This window comes from Roseibium sp. TrichSKD4 (genome assembly GCF_000148725.1).
In the GTDB taxonomy this organism is placed as follows: Bacteria; Pseudomonadota; Alphaproteobacteria; order Rhizobiales; family Stappiaceae; genus Roseibium.
Map to the genome: position 1 here is coordinate 124,311 of NZ_GL476319.1, position 19,213 is coordinate 143,523.

Genomic DNA, 19,213 nt, shown 5'->3' on the forward strand with positions numbered 1-19,213 from the left:
CTCGTTCCCAAACAGGAACAGACACCCAGGAGGATTGAATGAAAATTGCTTCCATGACGAGCGCAGCTGTTGCTCTTGCAATGTCCGCAACTGTCGCCATTGCTGAAGACCGCACCGGTTGGCCTGAGAGCTTCACCGTTGGCACAGCGTCTCAAGGCGGCACTTACTTCGCTTACGGCTCTGGCTGGGCAAACCTTGTTGCTGAAGAACTCGGCTTGTCCGGCGGTGGCGAAGTTACTGGCGGCCCAATGCAGAACATGGCTCTTGTTCACACTGGCGATGCCCAATTCGGCATGACCACAATGGGCCCGGCAGCTGAGTCCATTGCAGGCACCAACCCGATTGCACCGGGTCTGCAAATGACCAACGCCTGTGCCATGTTCCCGATGTACCAGACACCGTTCTCCATCACGGCACTGTCTTCTTCCGGCATCACATCCATTGCTGATATTCCGGAAGGCGCAAAGATCGGCTTCGGTCCTGCTGGTTCCACATCTGACACCTACTTCCCGCGCATGATGGAAGGGCTCGGTGTGAACTTTGAACGCCGCAACGGCGGCTGGTCCGACCTTGGTGGTCAGCTGCAGGACGGCCTTCTGGATGTGATCGCGTTCGCAGCAGGCGTTCCGGTCCCAGCTGTGAGCCAGCTCGAAGTTCAGACAGACATCAACATCATCGAGTTCACCGAAGAAGAGCGCGCGAAAATTCTGGAAGCCTTCCCGGTTTCCGAGTTTGAAATCGCAGACAGTACTTACTCCACCTTGAAGGCCCCGGCTCGCTCCGTGTCCATGTGGAACTTCGCTGTTGCCAATTGCGACCTGCCTGCATCCTTCGTGAAGGCTGCTGTCAACGTTGTCATGTCCGACAATGATCGCATGGTGAACATCCACAAGGCTGCTCGCTCCACTTTGCCTGAGAACTGGACCAAGAACACTGTTCTCAAATGGCATCCGGGTGCTGCTGAGTGGTTCAAGGAAAATGCTGGCGCGGATATCCCGGCTGACATGATCCACGGCAACTAAGCCAACCTCAATTTCTTCAACAAAAGGCGCCGCGCACCTCGCGCGGCGTTTCTCTAAGAACCATAAAAATCGCGGTATCAAAACCGAACTGCGGGGAAACATGAACGAGAAGACAATCAAGGCGGAAGACGACGATCATCTGATTGCCCATGACGTCGATGAAGAGCCGGTCGAGATTAACAGGCGATTGTTTGAGGGGCGCGACCTCTTGATCATCACCACCTTTGCAGCGCTTTATGCTGCGTTTCACATGGCTGCGCTCAACGGACTGTCCATTTCCGAATGGACCGGCATCACCATTCCGCTGCTGCCGACGTTCCCGATGGAAACATGGAACTTCCGTATTGTTCACATCGCAGGCGCGCTCGCGCTCGGTTTCCTTCTGTTCGCCGGTCGACTGGACTTCCCCGATGAAGGCAAGGAAACCAAGGCATTGGGCTACATCGCCTATGCCCTTATGGTACCCGCCCTCTTTTCCGTTGGCATGGCCTTCTCGTTCGCAGCTGAAATCAGCAGCGGAAAAATGTGGAACGGCATTGATGAGACCATCAAGTTCAACGAGACTTATCTCTTTGGCCTGCCACTGATTATCGCCACTTTTGGCGCAATTGCCCTGTCCTGGTTCCACAAACGGGTTCGCTCCGGTTTTGCTGCACCTGATGTTGTGCTGGCCGTGTGCGGTGTAGCCGTCGCAACGTACTTGATCACGATCTACGGCACACTGATGCGCAACTCCACGGGCACACCGTTTGCACCGATTGGCATTTCCATTGCGGCGGTTGCCGGAACCGCCTTGATCATGGAATTGACCCGCCGGGTTGCAGGTATGGCGCTAGTTGTTATTGCGGGCGTTTTTCTGGTCTATGTCTTCATCGGTGACAAACTGCCGGGCTTCCTGAATTCACCTGCGATCACATGGCAGCGCTTCTTCAGCCAGGTCTATACCGATGCAGGCATCCTTGGCCCGACGACAGCTGTCTCTTCCACCTACATCATCCTATTCATCATCTTTGCCGCCTTCCTGCAGGCCTCAAAAGTGGGCGATTACTTCGTCAACTTTGCATTCGCTGCAGCAGGGCGTGCCCGTGGTGGCCCTGCAAAGGTTGCGATCTTTGCATCCGGTCTGATGGGCATGATCAACGGCACTTCTGCCGGTAACGTGGTGTCGACCGGCTCCCTCACCATCCCACTTATGAAGAAGGTCGGTTACCACCGTAAAACGGCGGGTGCTGTTGAAGCAGCAGCGTCAACTGGGGGTCAAATCATGCCGCCGATCATGGGCGCTGGTGCGTTCATCATGGCTGAAATCACCGGCATTCCATACACCGACATCACGATTGCCGCCGTTATTCCTGCGGTTCTCTATTTTGTCTCCGTGTACTTCATGGTGGATTTCGAGGCAGCAAAACTCGGCATGCGCGGCATGCGGTCTGACGAACTTCCGAAGCTCAAGCAAATGCTGCGTCAGGTCTACCTGTTCGTGCCCATCCTGACCCTGATCTATGCGCTGTTTATGGGCTACTCGGTGATCCGGGCCGGAGCACTGGCAACGATTGCAGCAGCTGTTGTGTCGTGGTTGACGCCTTATCGCATGGGACCGAGGTCCATCTTCAAGGCGTTTGAGATTGCCGGTACCATGTCTGTTCAGATCATCGTGGTCTGTGCCTGCGCGGGTATCATTGTTGGGGTTATCTCCTTGACAGGTGTTGGGGCGCGCTTCTCGACGCTTCTGCTGAACCTTGCTGAATCCAGCCAGTTGCTGGCGCTCTTCTTCGCAATGTGTATTTCCATCCTTCTGGGGATGGGGATGCCGACAACGGCTGCTTATGCCGTTGCTGCGTCTGTGGTCGCGCCGGGTCTTGTTCAACTGGGCATTCCACTTCTGACAGCACATTTCTTCGTGTTCTATTTTGCGGTTCTCTCGGCAATTACCCCGCCCGTTGCTCTGGCGAGTTACGCTGCTGCAGGCATCTCGGGAGCAAACCCGATGGAGACGTCGGTCACGTCGTTCAAGATCGGGATTGCCGCCTTCATCGTGCCGTTCATGTTCTTCTACAATTCGGCATTGTTGATGGATGGTACCATTCTGGAGATCCTCAGAGCGGGTGCTACGGCTGTTGTCGGGGTCTTCCTGTTGTCCTCAGCGGTTCAAGGTTGGTTCCTCGGCGGTGTCGCTGCTTGGTTCCTGCGGTTGGGACTACTTGTCGCTGCGATCTTCTTGATCGAAGGCGGGCTTGTGTCCGACCTGATTGGAGCAGGCATCACCGCTGCGGTCTTCGCCGTTCAACGGATTTTCCATCCGAAACCGAATGCGAGCATTCCGGTTCGTGGCGCCGATTAAGACATACAAAAATCACAAACAATGAAACAGGCGGGACCACCAAATCCCGCCTGTTTCTTTATGAGCAGAAAGCTATCTTAAAACACAACACCCTTGCGCAGGATGAAACAGCCAAAAGGCCTGTCTTCTGTTGTTTGAACAACAGCAAATGCCTTCCGGGCATGGCTGTAAAAGGATTGCCGCTCGATGCTTTTCAGCTCACCACCTTCCGGAAGTCTTGGTCGGAGCACATCCCAAACATCCATATGCACCTCAGCAATCTCTTTTGGCGCACCGTCAATTTCCATCCGCAAGGCCGCATAGTCCGTGAACCCGTCAAGCGGCATTAACGCGCTGATGATGTCGGCCGCTTCAGGTGCATTCAGACCGGGCAGATCAATCACAGACGTTTCGCAACATGTTCGCGCCGTGTTGACAGACGGATAATTGCGATCTGCCAATACAAGCTCATCTCCGTGCCCCATCCGCGCAAGGCAATAGAGCAAATCCGCTGTCATGCGCGGATCAATTCCGGTTAACATGAAACCCTCCCCCTCCTCTTTGCAGGCATTAGAGCACACAGATGCTCTGGAGCCGATAGGACGTCGCTCACCTTTCGCCTTGATGGCTCTGCCCTGGCGTATCGGGGTCTACTCAGCCGTATTGGAGCAACCGCCTTGCACGCCATTGTCGCAATGAGCCTTCAGCCGCGCCGTATCGTCGGCGCTCCAGTCTTCCGGCGCCGTGGTTTCAACCCAGGGCGCGATATAGTCTTGAGCATAATAAGCGTGACCATGTCCGGGCGGAGAGCCGAAGGCTAACGCCATATCCAGAAGCAACTGGAAATGGGTCACAATAGGTATGAAAACGAAATGCTCCGACATGTCCTCGGCTGGTGGATCCAGCATCCACGGAGGTGCGCGCCAAATTGAAGCCGGATCATAGAAAACAATCGGATCACTGGAATACTGCAAGAAAACGATCCGAATATCCCCCCAAGGTGCCCCTTCTGACGCATCAGCAACGTGGGATGCATAGCGCACCAACGACCCGTCTCCGATTGTCGGCAAAACCCAAGGGCTTCCCGGCTCACGTCTATTTTGAACATAGTTCCAAAGCGTTGACGGGAACGGAGGGCCTGCCCAGAACGCGCCATCAATTGGGTCATCCAACAAACGGAACAGGTTTGTGGCATACATGGAAGACCATGCTCCAAGGCTGAGGCCATGCACATAAAGCTTTGGCCTTTGTTCCTTTGGCAAGGTTCTCCAGCGGGCATAAACCACATCCTGCAAAGCTGTTGCCTGCTCCAGTCCGGACTGCGTTTCCAAGAGCAATGCCAAGGGCGACTGCAGATACGAATATTGCACCGAAACCGTCGCGATGTCGCCATTGTGCATGTATTCAACCGGATCATGAGACCCGGGGTCCATCCAGCCTGTACCAGTCGGGCTGACAATGATCAGCACCTTCCGGTCAAATGCCCCCAGCCGTTTAAGTTCAGCAAGGGCCAGCTCTGCCCGTTCCTTGGGTGTTTCAGCATTCGCACGGCCAACGTAGACCCGGATCGGATCGAGAGCGGGTTTGCCCGTGTAGCTGGTAATCGCCTCGGCATCCGGCCCGGACAAAATGAAATCCCGTCCCGGTTTCCCTATGCCGCCCCAGTTAACGAGGGACTTTGAGCTGCCGGTCATACGCGCATTTGTTGGAGCCGGCGGCGCTTTGTCAAACAGCGCTTGTGCGGCTTCATAACTTTGATCGAGAGCAACAACAGTCCGGTCAAAAACTTCATCGCGGGTTACAACAAACAGGATAAGACCCACAGCTATGAGACCCAGCACGTTGGCTCGGCGCGGAGGCATGACCTTGTAGAACCAGGCCCGAACAAACCGGAAAAACGAGGCGACTGACCGCCCGGCCGCATAGGCAATCAGGAACGTCAGGGACGAAACGGCAACAATCCAGGCAAGGTGAAGCGCATTGGATGGCTCCATGCCCATCTTCAGCCGTAGTTCATTTTGCCAGTTCAAACTTGAGCCCAACACAACGAGGAAAAGCACTAACACACTGGCGGACGCCGCCCAAGTGACCCATCGCATCGCTCGTTTGGGAAGTTCCGGCATCTGGGCCGCGCGCCAAAGCAAAAGCAGACTCTGCGCCAACAAGTAACCAATGGCTGTGAGTAATCCGCCAAGCACTCCCTGCTCTGTTGGGCCTCGAGGGATGAGAGACGGGGTCAGGGATGCTGCAAAGAACACCAGGCCAAGAAGGAGAAACAGAATTGAAAAATCGCCAAACAGCCGGTGGAGGATTTTTCGAAATGTCAGACCAGCCATATTACTCAAATGCCTCAGGATAGAGATCACAGAACTTGGGAGAGCCGAAACAGCCCATCAGAAATATCAACGCTCAAGCGCCCCTTTTAAACACAATCACAACCATCAGGCGCAACCTCAAGACCTAAACAGCCTTCCTCGACTTGTCGATATGTTGCTGCTTTGATTACTAAGTCTTGGCATACCAACGTCAAATCGCTCTACTCGATTTCCTGCACTTGTCTATAAAGAAAGTTCCTTATGCGTTTTCACTCCTGCCGATCATTGTTTCTCGGACTTGTTTTTCTCTCTCCTTGTCTTCTCACAAGTCATGACGCTGCCGCGGACCAAACCGAGGCGGCAACGCCGAAGGTTCAGAAAACCCCATTTGTGACGTCAAGAAACCGCAACGACACCAATACCCCGGCCAAAGCGTTTGGTGATGAACGCAGCACGCTCAAAGCAGGGATTTACAGTGTTGTAGAACGAGATCTCAGTGTCCTGAATAGCCTCACCGAGGAGGCACCCGCCTATATCAAAGAAGAGCTGCTAAAGGTTCAGGAGGTTCAAGACCGGAAGGTCTCGGACCTTTTGGATCTCTATGCGAGACAAGCTGCAGATGGCTCAGCGACCCTTTATGTCCACGGCTATAACATCAGTTTTGAAAAAGGCTGCCGACGCGCCGCGATGCTTCGCGAAAACGCTGGGCTTACCGAGAATTATCTCTGGTTTAGCTGGCCTTCCGATGGCGTTGTGACCAATTACACCCGCGATGAAGCAGACCTTTATTGGAGTGTTCCGGATCTCGCCGACGTAATCGCCGACCTTGAGAGACGGCTCGGCGGAGACAACACCAATCTCGTTGCGCATAGTCTTGGCGCGCGCGGGCTGGTGCTTGCGCTTTACGAGATGGCGTTCCGAAAGCCAGACGCTCGCTTTGCGAATGTTGTGCTGCTTGCTCCTGATATGGATTTCGGCCTTTTCCAGCGCATCTTGCCACGCATCCGCCCGTTGACAGACCGGCTGACCATTTATGTCACGTCCGGCGACATTCCCCTCGCCCTCTCCGCCCAACTCCACGGTTATCCGCGACTTGGTCAGGCGGGCAATGATGTTGCCAGTCTTTCAGGCGTCGAAGTGATAGACCTGAGCGACCTGCCGGATGATAGCCCAACGGGACACCTTTATCACATTCACAGCCGGGTAGTTGGAGCCGACCTAGATGCGCTCTTAAACCGAGGTAAAGCAGCGCAAGAGCGGAAAGGCCTTTCACAAGTTGGCGAAAACAGCTGGCTCCTGAAACAATAGCAGGAGTACAAGAACAAATCCGGCCTGCCGGTGTTTCATGAACCAACAGGCCGCCTATTTGAATGAGTGGCGTTTGCCTTTTTAAGCCGTTTTATTTGCCCGGGGCGACCGTCAGGCCGAGCATGTGCAAGTTCTGCATGCCGCCGCGATAATAGTAGATGTTTTCAGCCGGAAATCCGGCCTTGATCATCCGCCGCGCGGCGGTCGGCGACTGGCCACACCAAGGGCCATTGCAGAACAAAACGACCTTTGGCATTTCCCCTTCACAGATCCAGCCGTCGAAATCGACCTCACAGCCAAATTCACCCAATCGGTCTGCCGCTTCATTATACGGAACAGAGATAGCACCTGGAATGGTGCCTTCTTCAAACTGCGGACGAATACGCCCATCAACTAGCAATGCATCACCCGTGCGCAGAAACTCCAGAACTTCCAACTCGCCAATGGTTGTGACACCGGGGGCCGGCGTCATCGGCTGGATACAAAAGTTTGGGCACTCTCGAGAGGTTTTGACCCACGGCTCGCCAAGGCGCGCCTCCGGGTCCTGATTGCGTTTGATCTCAACGCCCCCCTCCGCCGTTTCCACCGTCACGCTCATGATGTCTTTGGTGATTCCCACCTTATCTGCCAAAGCTGGTGTCGCAACCACAGCCAGCGCCAACCCCAGGACCATTCCCCGCATGCAAGCTTCCTCCGAACTCGTTTAACGTGCTGAAAGAGTATTGGTATCGTTGCGGCATGTCGAGTGAAGCCTTGGATTTACGTCACATCAAACTCAACACTGGCCGGTGCCTTGGTGTTTCTCCAAGAAACGCGGAGAATGGAAATAAATCTTCTAAAATCGGCACGCCGGCAAGCAGGTTAAATAGGGGAAGAAATCCAAGATGTTGATCAGCTAGCGATAAACCAAGAACCCGACGGGAAGTGACTTCAAGACCCAGACTGTCGCCTTTTTGCCCATGCAGAAACAGAATGCCTTGTTTCCCAACTTGGATTTGTCCAAAAGGCAGATGGAGCAATGTAGTCCCTTTGGTCTCACCGAGACACTCCTCGAAAACAAAAAGCGGCTGCCGTTGCGGCGACCAAACATACTCTGTGAGGCGCTCAACCCCATCATTGTCCTGTTGCCGGATATGCTCCAACAACCCTTCGAATGAATAGGAACAGGTTGTCTGGACCGGCAATTTCCGCGATCGGGTATTTTGAAAAAAACCGGTAACTTCCGGGATCAATCTCTGGGATACCAGCTCTTTGCCAAGTCCCCACTGAAACTCCAACCAAAAAACAGCCTCTCCATTCAACCTGACGGTTTGTGCTTTTGGGAGATTTTGTGCTCCCATTTCCGCGCAGATTTCGAGTGTTGATCCACCACAGTGGAGTTCAAAAGTTTCTGCATGACGCTGGCAGTCCAGTTGACGGTCACCTAAAGAAACAGAAAAACCTGTCGTATTACCTGCAATTCGTAATTCGTCGACCAGATGCTCACCGATCCACTCGATGTGTCGATCAACGATTTTGAACGTACCATATCCGGACTTGTCTCTGACCGTGGCTGAATTTCCGGTCCACGTTGCTTCAAACTGCGCAGCACCCTCAGAGACCAGGCGCAGCAGCTTTCCATTTGCATCACGTTCAATACAAATTTGTTGGCCCAAGTGATCTTCAATACGGAGTTCGTTATCGCGCTCTTCGAATTGAGCCAGAACCTTGTCGTCCAGACGAACTTCACTATCGGAGAGACACCAGCGACCACTTGCATGTTCAACTTGGCAGCCGCCATTTTCAAGTACAAGCCGTCGGGCCATTTTATCGTCTGAATAGGAAGTCTGCTCTAAGGGCAGTCTTCCATGAAAACTTCGCTCCAATGCAATTTGGCCATCACGTTGCCCTCGCGCTACAGCGCTGCATAAACTGCGGTTAAATCGCAACTCCGCCTCGCAGTCATCACGTGCTGGATTGGCATTCCATGGCCAAACACGAAGGTAACCTCCCCAATCCGCGTCACTCACTTGCATATGAGAGAGCCCGGAGACGTCCACCATGCTGTCTGAGACCACGGCGATCTCCGCGCCCTTATTGTTCTCCAGCGATGAGAGAACACCATTAGAGAGAAACCGGAGCCTGATGTCCTGGTCCGTATCGGCAATCAAGCGACCCAGTTTGTCTCGCCCATTCAGGTCATCCAAAAACGGCCCATCAACACAGCTCTCCGGAATGAAAGGCCGCTCAAGAGGAAAATGGCGAAAGGTTCCCCGGAAACAATTCTGCGGATTAAACTCTGCAATGCAGCTTCCGAATAGAGCGGAATGCGTTAGGTTGCTAATCGCCCGATAGACATCGGTAGGCACACCTAATGCGACTGAGGGTGTGCTTCCGATCAAATTCGCCGGAATCTGTGCGGATTCCGCAGGAGTTTGAAGAAGAGCGTGTGCCCAGTTCAGAGTTTCGGGAATTTCAGCTGCGTCTGAGATAGCCCCGCCAATCCAGTGCGGATGCTGGCCCGCTGGCCGTTCCAGATAGAACCTTAGAGCTTCCAGTAAGTGTTCAGCACCGGTGGCAGATTGGGTTGCTGTTTGCGCAACGTCCCAACTCGTCGGGTTCCACGTCACGTTTGCCGGATTTAACTCCTCTTTTGTTCCTTCGGGTGTTTCAACAGAGGTGAGTTGGCCGTTTTCAGAATAGTGCAGCTGCCAGTCGAGCCCGAGACATTCAAACCTTGTCAGACTTCCATCTTCTGAAAACGAAAACTCCAATAGCGGTGTGATTCCACCAGTCACACTTGATAGCTGTCCCCACGCCTCGTCATAGGTGTATTGAACCAAGTTGAGTTGCCGGACCTCAAAGGGTTCGGCTTCTTCGGTTTCAGAAGGTCCAGATGATACCGCATTGCCCAGACAAGCCAGCGTTACGCGGCCAAGGTCATCGCGGTCCAGATGAACACGCGTCTTGTCGGCAAACTCGAAAGCCTTAACTGCACGCGCTTTGACATCCAGCTCAAAAGATGTGATGACCTCTCCTCCCCGGCGAATGATGGTCATATCCTCTTTTGGATAGGCACAATCCAACGCCATCATACCGTGGGTGAAACGGCGAGCGAGCAAGCGCCTTTTCGCGTCAAAACGAAATGCTTCGCAGGCTTCATTTGGCCTGACGCGGTGCGTTAACAGCCCGTTTTCGTCATAAACGTACGCCCATTCGCCTGACAAACCCCCGAACGAATAGATGAGCTGGCCCTTTTCATTATAGCCATAGGATGCCAGTTCCGTTTCTTCGCCGGTTTGGGGGTCTGGTCCCAAGATGCGATCGAAGTTGATGTCCTCACATTCTACCTTCAAGGAGACGCCGTCAGATCTCAGAACCTTCTTCAAGTCGCCATAAGCGGAGCGCTTGAACCGAACTTCATCCCCGGCCCGATTATAGATCCGCCGCAGATAAAGACGTTTCCCGTCATGAAGCCCAAACTCGTAAAAGAAGCCACCCGGCACCTGAAATGTTGGCCTATCGTTCAAAAACTCCAATTTCCAGTCGATGACAACGGGATGACTGGATTGCCCTCCTGACCACGGCGTTTCGAACGCAGCTATTTCCCCAGTCGGCAGATGCAGGTGCATGTGCTCCAGTTTTGGGAGGACGAATATGTTCCAATTGTCGACCCAACCAGAACCAATTTGGCCGCTGAACAGCGGTTGGGATTGCCAAGTCGACAGAAGCGTTAGAGGGATTGGCCCGGGAATGGTGAAATCACGGCGAGCGAGGCGAACTTCACCTGTTACCGGATCAAAAATATTATCGATCAGCAACATTTGCGACGGCCGCGTCCCGCGGTAGTCATATAGGCGGTAAAGGTCGTCCAATTCGATTATTCCTGCCAGGCAAACAGACGCGAATAGAAGTGTTCTAGATCCTTGCCGAGGTAATTGAGGTTCTCGTAGCTCGGCCCCTCTCCACTTTCCCTCTCATGGTCCCAAAAGAAAATGGCACCTTCATCCTTTCCGGACGCGCTGATGAGGATCAGGTTTCCAAATGGATCATGGGCGAAAGGGATCATGTGCGGCAGGATGCGCCCGCCTCGATGATACATGTCGAAATATTCAAAGAAATTAGAGTGTTCCGCATCCGCATCAAATGTCAGGAACCAGTCAATCAGAGAATCTGAATAAGGGCCGTCATAGTCGAGAAATGTAAAACACTCCGGGACAGGCCGTCCGCCATTCTTTTTGGCTAACTGGTTCTTGAGGGCTCGCGGAACCGGCATCCCCAAAAACGCATCCACCTGAACCAATTCCTCGGCAGTTAGTCCCGGATCAGCCTGAACGATCTTAATCATTTTCGATCTGCCCTCGGATGACCGTGACGCCGCCGGAATGTGGAAAGGCGTTGTGCACACCAGTTTCCACCAGCTGCAAGGTGCCCGGATTGGCTCCATCATGGTGCCAGGTATAGCCCCGAGGGGTGCGTTGGTTTCCGGTTTGGCGCACCGCCTGATAACAATCGCGGATGCGGCTCGGTTTTGTGTCTTTGGTTACGGTCATAATCTCACAGAGTGGTTCCGGCAGCATGGGCGGCAAGATTTGGCACCTTGTCGGTCGCCATTGCCGTTAAGGTCGATTTCAGCGCTTCAGGCTGACCGGATGCCATGGCATGAACAGCATTGGCAAGGCTGTTTCCCGGCGGGTTAGGCAACACGGCCGTCAACGGGTTTCCCATGGAGGTCAAAGACTTGGAGGCCCGTCCCAATTGGGCTGACATATGTCCGCCGACATCGTTGGCAATCCCGTTCAATTTTCCCTTGAGGGCGGAAACGAGATTGTCTGATGTCAGCCCGTCTTTAACAGCGGACAAAGCAGCACCCGGCAGTGCTGCCCCAACGCTGGGCGGGACCAGACTTGCGACATGTTGGGACAGAGCATTTTGAATGCCGTTTTCAAGCAAGGAGTTCATTGTCTGCGAGACGAAATTCTCGAGACTGTCCAAGCCTCCTGCCAAGGCATTTCGGTAGGACAATAGCTCGGCGGCAGCCGGATCCGCCAATTTGCTCAATCCGGGATCAAGGAGCGGCGTAGATGAATCTTTTGCACCCTTCATGCAGCTCTTGAAGGGACCACCCATGCCAACGTCGCCAATAAGCGTGTCGCCTGATCCGGTAGAAACCGACCCGCCACACCCAATGGCATCCCCAACCCGTCCTGCCTTCTTGTTATTGATAAAAACAGTTGCTGACCCAGCCGAAAGAGACCGGGGATGAGGCGGACAGTTCGGGCATCCGTGCGGAACAAAAGCGTCACCCAAACGAACAGCCGGTCGGCCGTTGATAAACGTGTCGGATGAGCCGGCGATGGCGGGCGTTGGCGGAAAACACCCATGCCCGGCCCCAATATCCCCCAATCTCGCAGCTTTTGGCATTAAAGCCCCCGTCACATCGCAGTTATTGGTTCGAACTTGCTGTAATGCTTCATCAAACGCCGCCCATTCCAGTTCCAGATATTAGCCGTTGAGCGGACCGTAATCTTCTTCCCATTCCTCAAGCTCTTGCGGATCGGAATACAGGCTATCGATGAATTCATCGAAGGACCGTGCGAGGTGATAAACACCCTTCACGTTCGGAATTTCCGTCTCCCTTCCATCAAGGATCAATCGCGCACTGTCCATTGCCACAACCGATCCATAAAGCGGCCCCTCCAAGATCAAACCGTATTGAAGGTGGCCGCCGTAAGCTTCTGCAAACAAAAGGATGTTATCACTGATCATGCCGTTGGCACGGAAGGTTCTGGTTGCTCCCGCGACAGACTCTGGATCGTCCTCATCAGAAACGGTTAAAAACTCTTCGACCCGTAGATCATTCACTGTGCCCGATTTTACAGTGTTTGGCTGAAGTTTCCGTCCAGTACCGTATTCCCTTAAATAACCAACGTATTCATCCGGAATTGTTCCACCCACCAACTTGCCAATTCTCTGAAATGTAGCTTCACAAAAATCGTCTCTACGAGGTTTGCCGTACCTGATCAGCTGCATTTCTTTGTCACTCTATCCCAACAGGTCTATTGACTATCCAGAAAGGCCTTAAAACTAGCATTCACAAGAAACGGGTTTTCGCCGTCCTGCTGCTCGTCCGTCGCTACAAAGTCCTGTGGTCTATCGTGAATACGGAAATAAGTTTTGTCCTTATTTATTTCTTGGCAACCTATAAGTAACTGATCACCAAATCCATTTTCTGCGATTGGCAAGTAGTACTTTGCATTATTTTCTGCGTTCTAGCGCGTGTTTGAAACCCTGATCCAGATGTTTAAATACTCATCGCGTATCTGTTTTTGCGACATAAAGTCTGTAACACTATGCGCCTCTCCATTTGGGCCTCGGAAACCTTCTGGTTCGAATATTTGACCACCGTTATTTTGTTCCAAATACTCAAGGAACTCATTTCCTAAAACCAACCCATACTCAGCAGCCAACTCCGCTACGAGACGTTCGTTAGCCAGTGGGTCTCTAAAATCCCATTGCATGCCATTGACACAGCGTTAAATTGAGCGGTATTCGAACGCCTAAATATCACTTATGCCCTCCCCAGACCACTAAATTCAGTTACTGATTAATAAATGCCAAATAACACCAAACACGCCCCATATCTCCCCTAATACATTAGTAAATGGGGTATTCATCTACTAAGCCACCCCAGTATTTGGAAAAGGAATTTGCCATTAAAACCATCTTTTCCTTGAAATCCTCCACATTTTCTATTTCCTGTTCAACAAAGTAATAGAGGGCCCCGCTAGATATTTCCAAAATAATAAGCGCGTGCTCATGTGCACGACCAATGCACAAGTAACCATTAGGTAAGTGGAACTGACCGCGCATTTCTTCCGTATTATTTAAAACGTTCCAACCCATAAACCGACCTGTATATTTGTCATCTGTCAGATCCGCTTCTGTATTCGATATATGGTAAAGCATCATCACCGGCCAAGACGCCTCATTCACCTCATCCTCAAAACCGGCATCTAAGGGAAATGACGCTCCATTATAGGTTGCTAAAAAATCAACGTAGTCGGCAGGCAGTTCCGCTCCGATCTTTTGTTGAAACTCTTCTATTTTTGAAGCAGATGCTTCTTTAGACCACCTTTTGATCGACACCATTATTACTCTCCCAATTGGGCAGCTTTATTGTTTGCAAACTCCCCATGGTGCTTGAATAAACTATGCACACTCGCATCAACTGCAATCATACTTTTCCCACCAGCGTGATGCCAGTGCCACTCATCTCCGTCCAAACTCTCACCTAGAGCCTTGTTTGCTTTTCTTTTGTCCATTTGCCTGGCTCGGTCCTGTGCCGCTTTCAATTGATCAGGGTCGTCAAGGTCATATTGGCGGTATTTGTAGCTACCATCTTTTTTCAGGTCTTTTGGGTTAAGCTCTGTCAGTTCTATTTGGACCTTATCTGATCCTGGATAAATGACATTCTCGACCGGCGCACCGCCGTTGCTTTCGTTCCGTACGTTATGGAAATCTGGGTTCCCTTTCTTGTCGTACGGCACGCTGTATACGTCACCGCTTTCATGACGCATATGGACCTTGTAACCGTCGCCGAGCTTCTCTACTTTTACGAAATTTGGGTTATCGGGAGTCGGTGTACCTTTGGGTCTGACATCTTCCCACTCCTTGTTCGATAACGGCTTAGGCTCACCTTTGGGATAAGGATTCCCCTTCTTCCCGGTCGTTACATCTTCCTTCAACGGGGCTTTTTTGCCGTTGTTGAAGTGGGTGATTTTTCCGGCGCCGACTTCCTTGAATTCCTTGCCACCTTTCTTGATGGCGTCGAAGGCTCCTGCATTGCCGGTGATCTGTTTTGGAACGCGCGCCACTATTGTGCTCCCTGCATGGCCGTGGCACCCGTTGCAACACCTCCGGCGACGGTTCCTCGCTGGGCAGCTTCTGTCGCAACGCGGCTAAAGATCTCGGCGGCCTTGTCGCTGAGTTCCTTTGCGGCCTCCTTGGAGATCAATACACCTGCAATGTATTTGATGATGCGTTTGACGAACTCTTGAATGACTTCATCAAGGTAGCGCAACATCTCCGTCACTTTTCCAATGGCCATGCCGGCCAGTTCTATTATTCGGTTGAGCGCATCCGTTGCCGCCGCAACTTTACTCTCCCAGTAGAACACGACCCAAGAGTCTCGCAAGTCTGCGACCTTCTTTGTTGCCTGCTCTGTAAACTCGGCGAGGAACCGACGAAGGTGACCAATTGTTTGCTGAATGATGTTGCTAAAGGCAGCAGCCTGATCTTGCAGCCATTTCACAGCATTCCCTTTGTGGAAATACCGGATGATTTCCAGCACCTGATTGATCATTTCGGGCGCTGCTATCTTTTTGAACGCCGTTAGGAAATCCGATGCCTTTGCCATGTAGGGCAGCGCTTTTTTCAAGATGATCTTGAAGAAGCCTTTGAGGATCGATCCAAGGGTCGGGATCAGCCCGATTGCGGTTATGGCAAGTGTGAGCCATAGGACCCAACCCTCCCGTTCGCGTCGTTCGCGATCACACAGCTTGACGACAACAGCGACGATGTCCCGCAAATCGGCAATTTGGTCGATCACCGGAATGGCTGAGATCGCGGCATCACAAATGATCTGTCCAACTGTCGGGTTGTCGTTCCACTCCCCTTTGATCGTGCCCCAAATCCAGCTGAAAATGCCTTCATCGTCAGCATCTAAGCGTTTCAGCTCATCTTGCGAGCGCTGTCGCGCATCCTCTGCCGCTTCGAGGCGGGCTTGCTCCTCTGGTGTCAAATCTGTCCAAAAGTCATACCAGGCAGGTTTCAGCTCATCGATAACCTGATCTGCCTGATCATTGATTGCCCGGTTTCGGGCAATATCCTGGTTCTTGCGATAATCTGGGTTTGCGCGCTGCTGGTTTTCCGGCGTGTACTCGAGAGCATCCTCCCCCACAAGCGCGAGGGCTTGTTGCTGCGGAATGCCGTTGATGACCACCAGCCCATTGTCACCAACTGTTCCGTTGGTTTCAGCGCCTCCTTCCATGATGACGTGAAACGGGCATCCCGGAGAGGGAAAGAAGTCGTCATAAGTGACGAAAAGAACCATCGAATTAGGGCAATTCGGACACATGATATCGGGATGAATCTTGATGTCCGAGAAGTTCAAATCCGCGATATCGATGCTATCCGGGTCCGTCTGAACCTGCAGATCGCTCATTGGACACCTCCCGGTTGGAGGCGGGCAGCATCAAGCTCTCTTGCGGCTGCCACGAGCCGATCTATTTTAGGCTCTCCCGCAACATAGTCCGGACCTGACAAAATCGCAGAGGCATCAGGAATGGCCCCGTTTGCCTCAAACCCGTGACCAAAAGCGGTGGCAAGGATCAGGAACTTTGCAACATCCACTTCCATGTCGAAGCCAAGTTTATTGGCCTTTCTTTCGTTCACCTGAATGAACTGCAGTGCTTCATCACGGGTCGCTTGCGCCATTTTCGATGGGTACATTTCGCTGAGGAACTTCAAGAACCTCAGGTGTCGCACTTCGTGAAACCGATCGAGCAATCGATCCAGCTGGGCCTTTGACAATGTCACCGGTGTTGTCGGCGTGTTTTGAAACCCGTCAGCAGGCGACGGCAACTCGAGTGTTTGCCATGTCTCGCGTTCTTCATCCGGCGTCAGATGGATTGCGCAGGCGGGACCGGTTAGCGCAGCGCCAAACCCGTTCGGTAGAGATAGAATTGTCTTGATCAAGCTGGGATCATAAAATCGGAATAAAACCGTATCTGGCCCCTTGGGCGGATAAACGTAGAGCCAGCTGCGCCAGTGTTTCAGCCAGTTTTCTAGGGGAACAGGCTGGGCTGTTTCCAAGATGAAGCCCCATTTTGGGTCTTCATCAGCAACGGACGTCACCGTTTCAAGTATCTCATCGTCAAGCAAGACCAGATGCGGTGCCTCGGTGTTGTAATAATCTCCCGCCAAGTCCTCATAAAGACAGCCCGCCCGTTCTTTCCACTCACCGCACCACCCCGGAACATCCTTGTTGCCACACGCATCCAGAAGCGCGACCAAGGTCCCAGCACCACACCTTTCCTTAAGTGCGGCCCAATCAACCTCACCTTCTTGAACCTGATATGGTGGGGCGAGTGCGTGCATCAGCTATACCCACGATCTGTCGCCGGATCGGCTTCTTGCGGCTCTGATGGTTCTTGTGGAGGCACAGGCATGGCATCGGACGCCGTTCCCGGAGAGCCACCCTGATTGATTTTCACCTGCTTGCCGACAACAGTGACGCCACCCGCATCAATTTTCACAAACCCACCCGGCCCTTTAATAGTCAGGTCCTCGGTTCCCTCCAGCACAATGGTTGGTGCCTTTAGGGTGGTTTTGCCAAGCACGCTTGTCGTTGAAGCCCCTTCAACCTTTAGAGTGTCTGTTCCCTTTACTATGGTGGACCGGTTCGCGCGGAAACTGCGCACAAACGCGCCCATCACTGTCAGATTCAAGGTGCCGTAGATCTTCTGGAAGAGCGTTCCCCCAAAGATCCAATGTGTATCTTTGCTAATCTGTCGATACTCGTTATCGACAACCCTTTGGTGGTTTTGATGTCCGACAATTAAATGCCGGTTATGGGAGGTGATGCGGTGTTCGTCGTGGCGAACATGATCGCGGCGGTCATGTTCTACGATGTGATCCTCATCCATCTGCGCATGGAGGTAGAGTTGCTCCCGCCCGCTTTCATCCTCAAACCGCAGCTCATTGGAACCACCGCCCTTATGCGTGTCTGACTTGATGGCCATGACGGTTTTCAAACTCGGCAGTTTGTATGGCGGCATGTTTTGGGCGTGGTAGGTGCGGCCTGTGATGATGGGTTGGTCGGGATCGCCTTCCAGAAAATCCACGATGACCTCCTGCCCGATGCGCGGGATGGAGATGTGGCCCCATTTGGGGCCTGCCCAGTTGGAGGCAACGCGGATCCAGCAGGAGGACTTGTCGTTCTTCTCTCCATGCCGGTCCCAGGGGAACCACACTTTCACCCGGCCATATTCATCGCAATAAATCTCTTCACCGTCCGGACCCGTCACATGGGCGATCTGCGGGCCGTCCACCAGTGGCTTGGCCGGGCGGCTGGGACGATAGGGAAGCCGGGCTGGCATGGCCGTGAAGGAGGCTGAATAGGTCGCCGGTCCCCCGCCTGCTTCCTCGCCAAGCGCTTGCGGCTGGCTGCCATGGTGCGAGACGGTCAGCAGATGCCACGCCGTGTTGCAGGCGTCATTGGGGTGGTCTGTGAGCGCCATCTTGAAGCCCGGAGACAGGTGAATGGCATTGGTGCGCCCCTGCCCCGTTGTGGCATCCACACGCACGGCTTCCTGACGGTATTTGGTGAGGGGTTTTCCTGCGGCATCCTGCTTGTAACGGCCCGGATAGTCGTAAAGCGCGTAATCCTTGGCAGAGCCGTTGTCTTCCTGCCGGTCCACCTTGTGCTGCTGACTGTAGGGCGGGTTCTTGAAAGTGTAGTCGCGCTGGGTGTAGCTGGTGGAGCGCAATTGCTCCTTCAGCGAAAACCGATTGCAAAAGACGCCCTTCACTGCCCCGCTGGGCATGGCGTTGTATTCAAGGCTGGACTGGCCTTCCAGTTCTGCCACAATCTCCGGATTGTCGATGAAGTGCAGCGTGTGCTGGCCGTTCTCGCCATAGGTGAAGTAATACCAGATGCCTTCCTCGGCCGCGCAGCGATCAATGAAGTCCAGATGGCTTTCCCGGTATTGCACGCAATATTCGCGCGCTTCGTGGCTGCCGGTCAGCGACCACTTCACATCCTCAATGCCATGCTCCTTCAACAGCTCCTTGATGATGTCGGGCACGGACTTTTGCTGGAAGATGCGACAGTCCGAACCATGGGCCAGACGATGCAGCATGGGCAGCAAGGTGATGGAGTAAAGCGTGCGGTGGAAACCTTCTTCCCCGCGCGAAATCTGGGCAATCACACCGGCATAGTGGCGAAGGCCGAGATATTTGTGGTGAATGGTAAGCGTTGCCGGTGTGTCCAGCAGCGCATGAAGGTCCACATTTGGATCATCTGAGGCCAGCTGCACGTCAACTTCGGTGAGGCCAAACAGGGCCTCGGACACCGTGAAGTCATAAACGAGCAGTGCCGTGTCACCAGCGGCAGGCACGGTGAAGGAAAAGGCAATATCCTGATCCTGAAACAAGGCCGGTATCCGCGCCAGGACGTTCATGACATCACCTTTCCAAAGTTAAAC

16 protein-coding genes are annotated in these 19,213 nt (G+C 53.2%); 3 read left to right on the forward strand and 13 right to left on the reverse strand.

What is annotated here, in order from left to right; translation table 11 throughout:
• Positions 1-38 precede the first annotated feature (38 nt).
• Together TRICHSKD4_RS16880 and TRICHSKD4_RS16885 are read left to right on the forward strand one after the other, a co-directional pair.
• On the forward strand, positions 39-1,022 hold the full coding sequence (locus tag TRICHSKD4_RS16880) for a TAXI family TRAP transporter solute-binding subunit (protein ID WP_009468089.1): 984 nt from the start codon (positions 39-41) through the stop codon (positions 1,020-1,022).
• 100 nt (positions 1,023-1,122) lie between these two features.
• Entirely contained in the window at positions 1,123-3,363 is a 2,241-nt protein-coding gene (locus TRICHSKD4_RS16885) for a TRAP transporter permease (RefSeq protein ID WP_009468090.1), read from the forward strand.
• Positions 3,364-3,440: 77 nt separating this feature from the next.
• Here TRICHSKD4_RS16885 and TRICHSKD4_RS16890 read toward each other — a convergent pair whose 3' ends face one another.
• Positions 3,441-3,884 (reverse strand): RbsD/FucU family protein, encoded by a 444-nt coding sequence (locus TRICHSKD4_RS16890; protein ID WP_009468091.1) that lies wholly within the window; start codon positions 3,882-3,884, stop codon positions 3,441-3,443.
• Between the two features lie 108 nt (positions 3,885-3,992).
• On the reverse strand, positions 3,993-5,678 hold the full coding sequence (locus tag TRICHSKD4_RS16895; RefSeq protein WP_009468092.1) for an alpha/beta-hydrolase family protein: 1,686 nt from the start codon (positions 5,676-5,678) through the stop codon (positions 3,993-3,995).
• A 369-nt stretch (positions 5,679-6,047) separates the two neighbouring features.
• Here TRICHSKD4_RS16895 and TRICHSKD4_RS16900 point away from each other — a divergent pair, with 369 nt between their 5' ends.
• Positions 6,048-6,965: an alpha/beta hydrolase gene (locus TRICHSKD4_RS16900; RefSeq protein ID WP_208993114.1), complete on the forward strand. Its 918-nt coding sequence runs from the start codon at positions 6,048-6,050 to the stop codon at positions 6,963-6,965.
• Between the two features lie 91 nt (positions 6,966-7,056).
• On the opposite strand, the gene TRICHSKD4_RS16905 is transcribed toward TRICHSKD4_RS16900, so the two are convergent.
• From TRICHSKD4_RS16905 to TRICHSKD4_RS16960, 11 genes are all read right to left on the reverse strand, one after another.
• Positions 7,057-7,647: a rhodanese-like domain-containing protein gene (locus TRICHSKD4_RS16905; protein WP_009468094.1), complete on the reverse strand. Its 591-nt coding sequence runs from the start codon at positions 7,645-7,647 to the stop codon at positions 7,057-7,059.
• A gap of 82 nt (positions 7,648-7,729) precedes the next feature.
• Positions 7,730-10,819 (reverse strand): DUF6531 domain-containing protein, encoded by a 3,090-nt coding sequence (locus TRICHSKD4_RS16910; RefSeq protein WP_009468095.1) that lies wholly within the window; start codon positions 10,817-10,819, stop codon positions 7,730-7,732.
• 5 nt (positions 10,820-10,824) lie between these two features.
• Entirely contained in the window at positions 10,825-11,292 is a 468-nt protein-coding gene (locus TRICHSKD4_RS16915; protein ID WP_009468096.1) for an SMI1/KNR4 family protein, read from the reverse strand.
• Positions 11,285-11,497 carry an HNH endonuclease gene (locus tag TRICHSKD4_RS16920; RefSeq protein WP_009468097.1) on the reverse strand — a complete coding sequence of 71 codons (213 nt, stop codon included), beginning with the start codon at positions 11,495-11,497 and terminating at the stop codon, positions 11,285-11,287. Before TRICHSKD4_RS16920 ends, TRICHSKD4_RS16915 begins: the two co-directional genes overlap by 8 nt.
• A 4-nt stretch (positions 11,498-11,501) precedes the next feature.
• Positions 11,502-12,368, reverse strand: coding sequence for a PAAR domain-containing protein (locus tag TRICHSKD4_RS29490; RefSeq protein ID WP_009468098.1), 867 nt, complete (start codon positions 12,366-12,368; stop codon positions 11,502-11,504).
• Between the two features lie 81 nt (positions 12,369-12,449).
• Complete coding sequence (locus tag TRICHSKD4_RS16930) at positions 12,450-12,977, reverse strand: SMI1/KNR4 family protein (RefSeq protein ID WP_009468099.1); 528 nt, start codon at positions 12,975-12,977, stop codon at positions 12,450-12,452.
• Between the two features lie 624 nt (positions 12,978-13,601).
• A complete protein-coding gene (locus TRICHSKD4_RS16940) occupies positions 13,602-14,096 on the reverse strand; it encodes an SMI1/KNR4 family protein (protein WP_009468102.1) in 495 nt (164 codons plus the stop codon).
• 2 nt (positions 14,097-14,098) lie between these two features.
• A complete protein-coding gene (locus TRICHSKD4_RS16945; protein WP_009468103.1) occupies positions 14,099-14,821 on the reverse strand; it encodes a restriction endonuclease subunit M in 723 nt (240 codons plus the stop codon).
• Positions 14,821-16,170 (reverse strand): hypothetical protein, encoded by a 1,350-nt coding sequence (locus TRICHSKD4_RS16950; RefSeq protein WP_009468104.1) that lies wholly within the window; start codon positions 16,168-16,170, stop codon positions 14,821-14,823. The genes TRICHSKD4_RS16945 and TRICHSKD4_RS16950 overlap by 1 nt, the downstream gene beginning before the upstream one ends.
• Complete coding sequence (locus TRICHSKD4_RS16955) at positions 16,167-17,105, reverse strand: DUF4123 domain-containing protein (RefSeq protein WP_009468105.1); 939 nt, start codon at positions 17,103-17,105, stop codon at positions 16,167-16,169. The genes TRICHSKD4_RS16950 and TRICHSKD4_RS16955 overlap by 4 nt, the downstream gene beginning before the upstream one ends.
• Positions 17,105-19,189 carry a type VI secretion system tip protein VgrG gene (locus TRICHSKD4_RS16960; protein WP_009468106.1) on the reverse strand — a complete coding sequence of 695 codons (2,085 nt, stop codon included), beginning with the start codon at positions 19,187-19,189 and terminating at the stop codon, positions 17,105-17,107. The genes TRICHSKD4_RS16955 and TRICHSKD4_RS16960 overlap by 1 nt, the downstream gene beginning before the upstream one ends.
• Positions 19,190-19,213 lie beyond the last annotated feature (24 nt).

Excerpts from the sequence above, each read along its gene's own strand:
- TRICHSKD4_RS16880 (WP_009468089.1), top strand. The coding sequence starts at position 39 with ATGAAAATTGCTTCCATGACGAGCGCAGCTGTTGCTCTTGCAATGTCC.
- TRICHSKD4_RS16885 (WP_009468090.1), top strand. The coding sequence starts at position 1,123 with ATGAACGAGAAGACAATCAAGGCGGAAGACGACGATCATCTGATTGCC.
- TRICHSKD4_RS16890 (WP_009468091.1), bottom strand. The coding sequence starts at position 3,884 with ATGTTAACCGGAATTGATCCGCGCATGACAGCGGATTTGCTCTATTGC.
- TRICHSKD4_RS16895 (WP_009468092.1), bottom strand. The coding sequence starts at position 5,678 with ATGGCTGGTCTGACATTTCGAAAAATCCTCCACCGGCTGTTTGGCGAT.
- TRICHSKD4_RS16905 (WP_009468094.1), bottom strand. The coding sequence starts at position 7,647 with ATGCGGGGAATGGTCCTGGGGTTGGCGCTGGCTGTGGTTGCGACACCA.
- TRICHSKD4_RS16915 (WP_009468096.1), bottom strand. The coding sequence starts at position 11,292 with ATGATTAAGATCGTTCAGGCTGATCCGGGACTAACTGCCGAGGAATTG.
- TRICHSKD4_RS16920 (WP_009468097.1), bottom strand. The coding sequence starts at position 11,497 with ATGACCGTAACCAAAGACACAAAACCGAGCCGCATCCGCGATTGTTAT.
- TRICHSKD4_RS29490 (WP_009468098.1), bottom strand. The coding sequence starts at position 12,368 with ATGCCAAAAGCTGCGAGATTGGGGGATATTGGGGCCGGGCATGGGTGT.
- TRICHSKD4_RS16930 (WP_009468099.1), bottom strand. The coding sequence starts at position 12,977 with ATGCAGCTGATCAGGTACGGCAAACCTCGTAGAGACGATTTTTGTGAA.
- TRICHSKD4_RS16940 (WP_009468102.1), bottom strand. The coding sequence starts at position 14,096 with ATGGTGTCGATCAAAAGGTGGTCTAAAGAAGCATCTGCTTCAAAAATA.
- TRICHSKD4_RS16950 (WP_009468104.1), bottom strand. The coding sequence starts at position 16,170 with ATGAGCGATCTGCAGGTTCAGACGGACCCGGATAGCATCGATATCGCG.
- TRICHSKD4_RS16955 (WP_009468105.1), bottom strand. The coding sequence starts at position 17,105 with ATGCACGCACTCGCCCCACCATATCAGGTTCAAGAAGGTGAGGTTGAT.
- TRICHSKD4_RS16960 (WP_009468106.1), bottom strand. The coding sequence starts at position 19,189 with ATGAACGTCCTGGCGCGGATACCGGCCTTGTTTCAGGATCAGGATATT.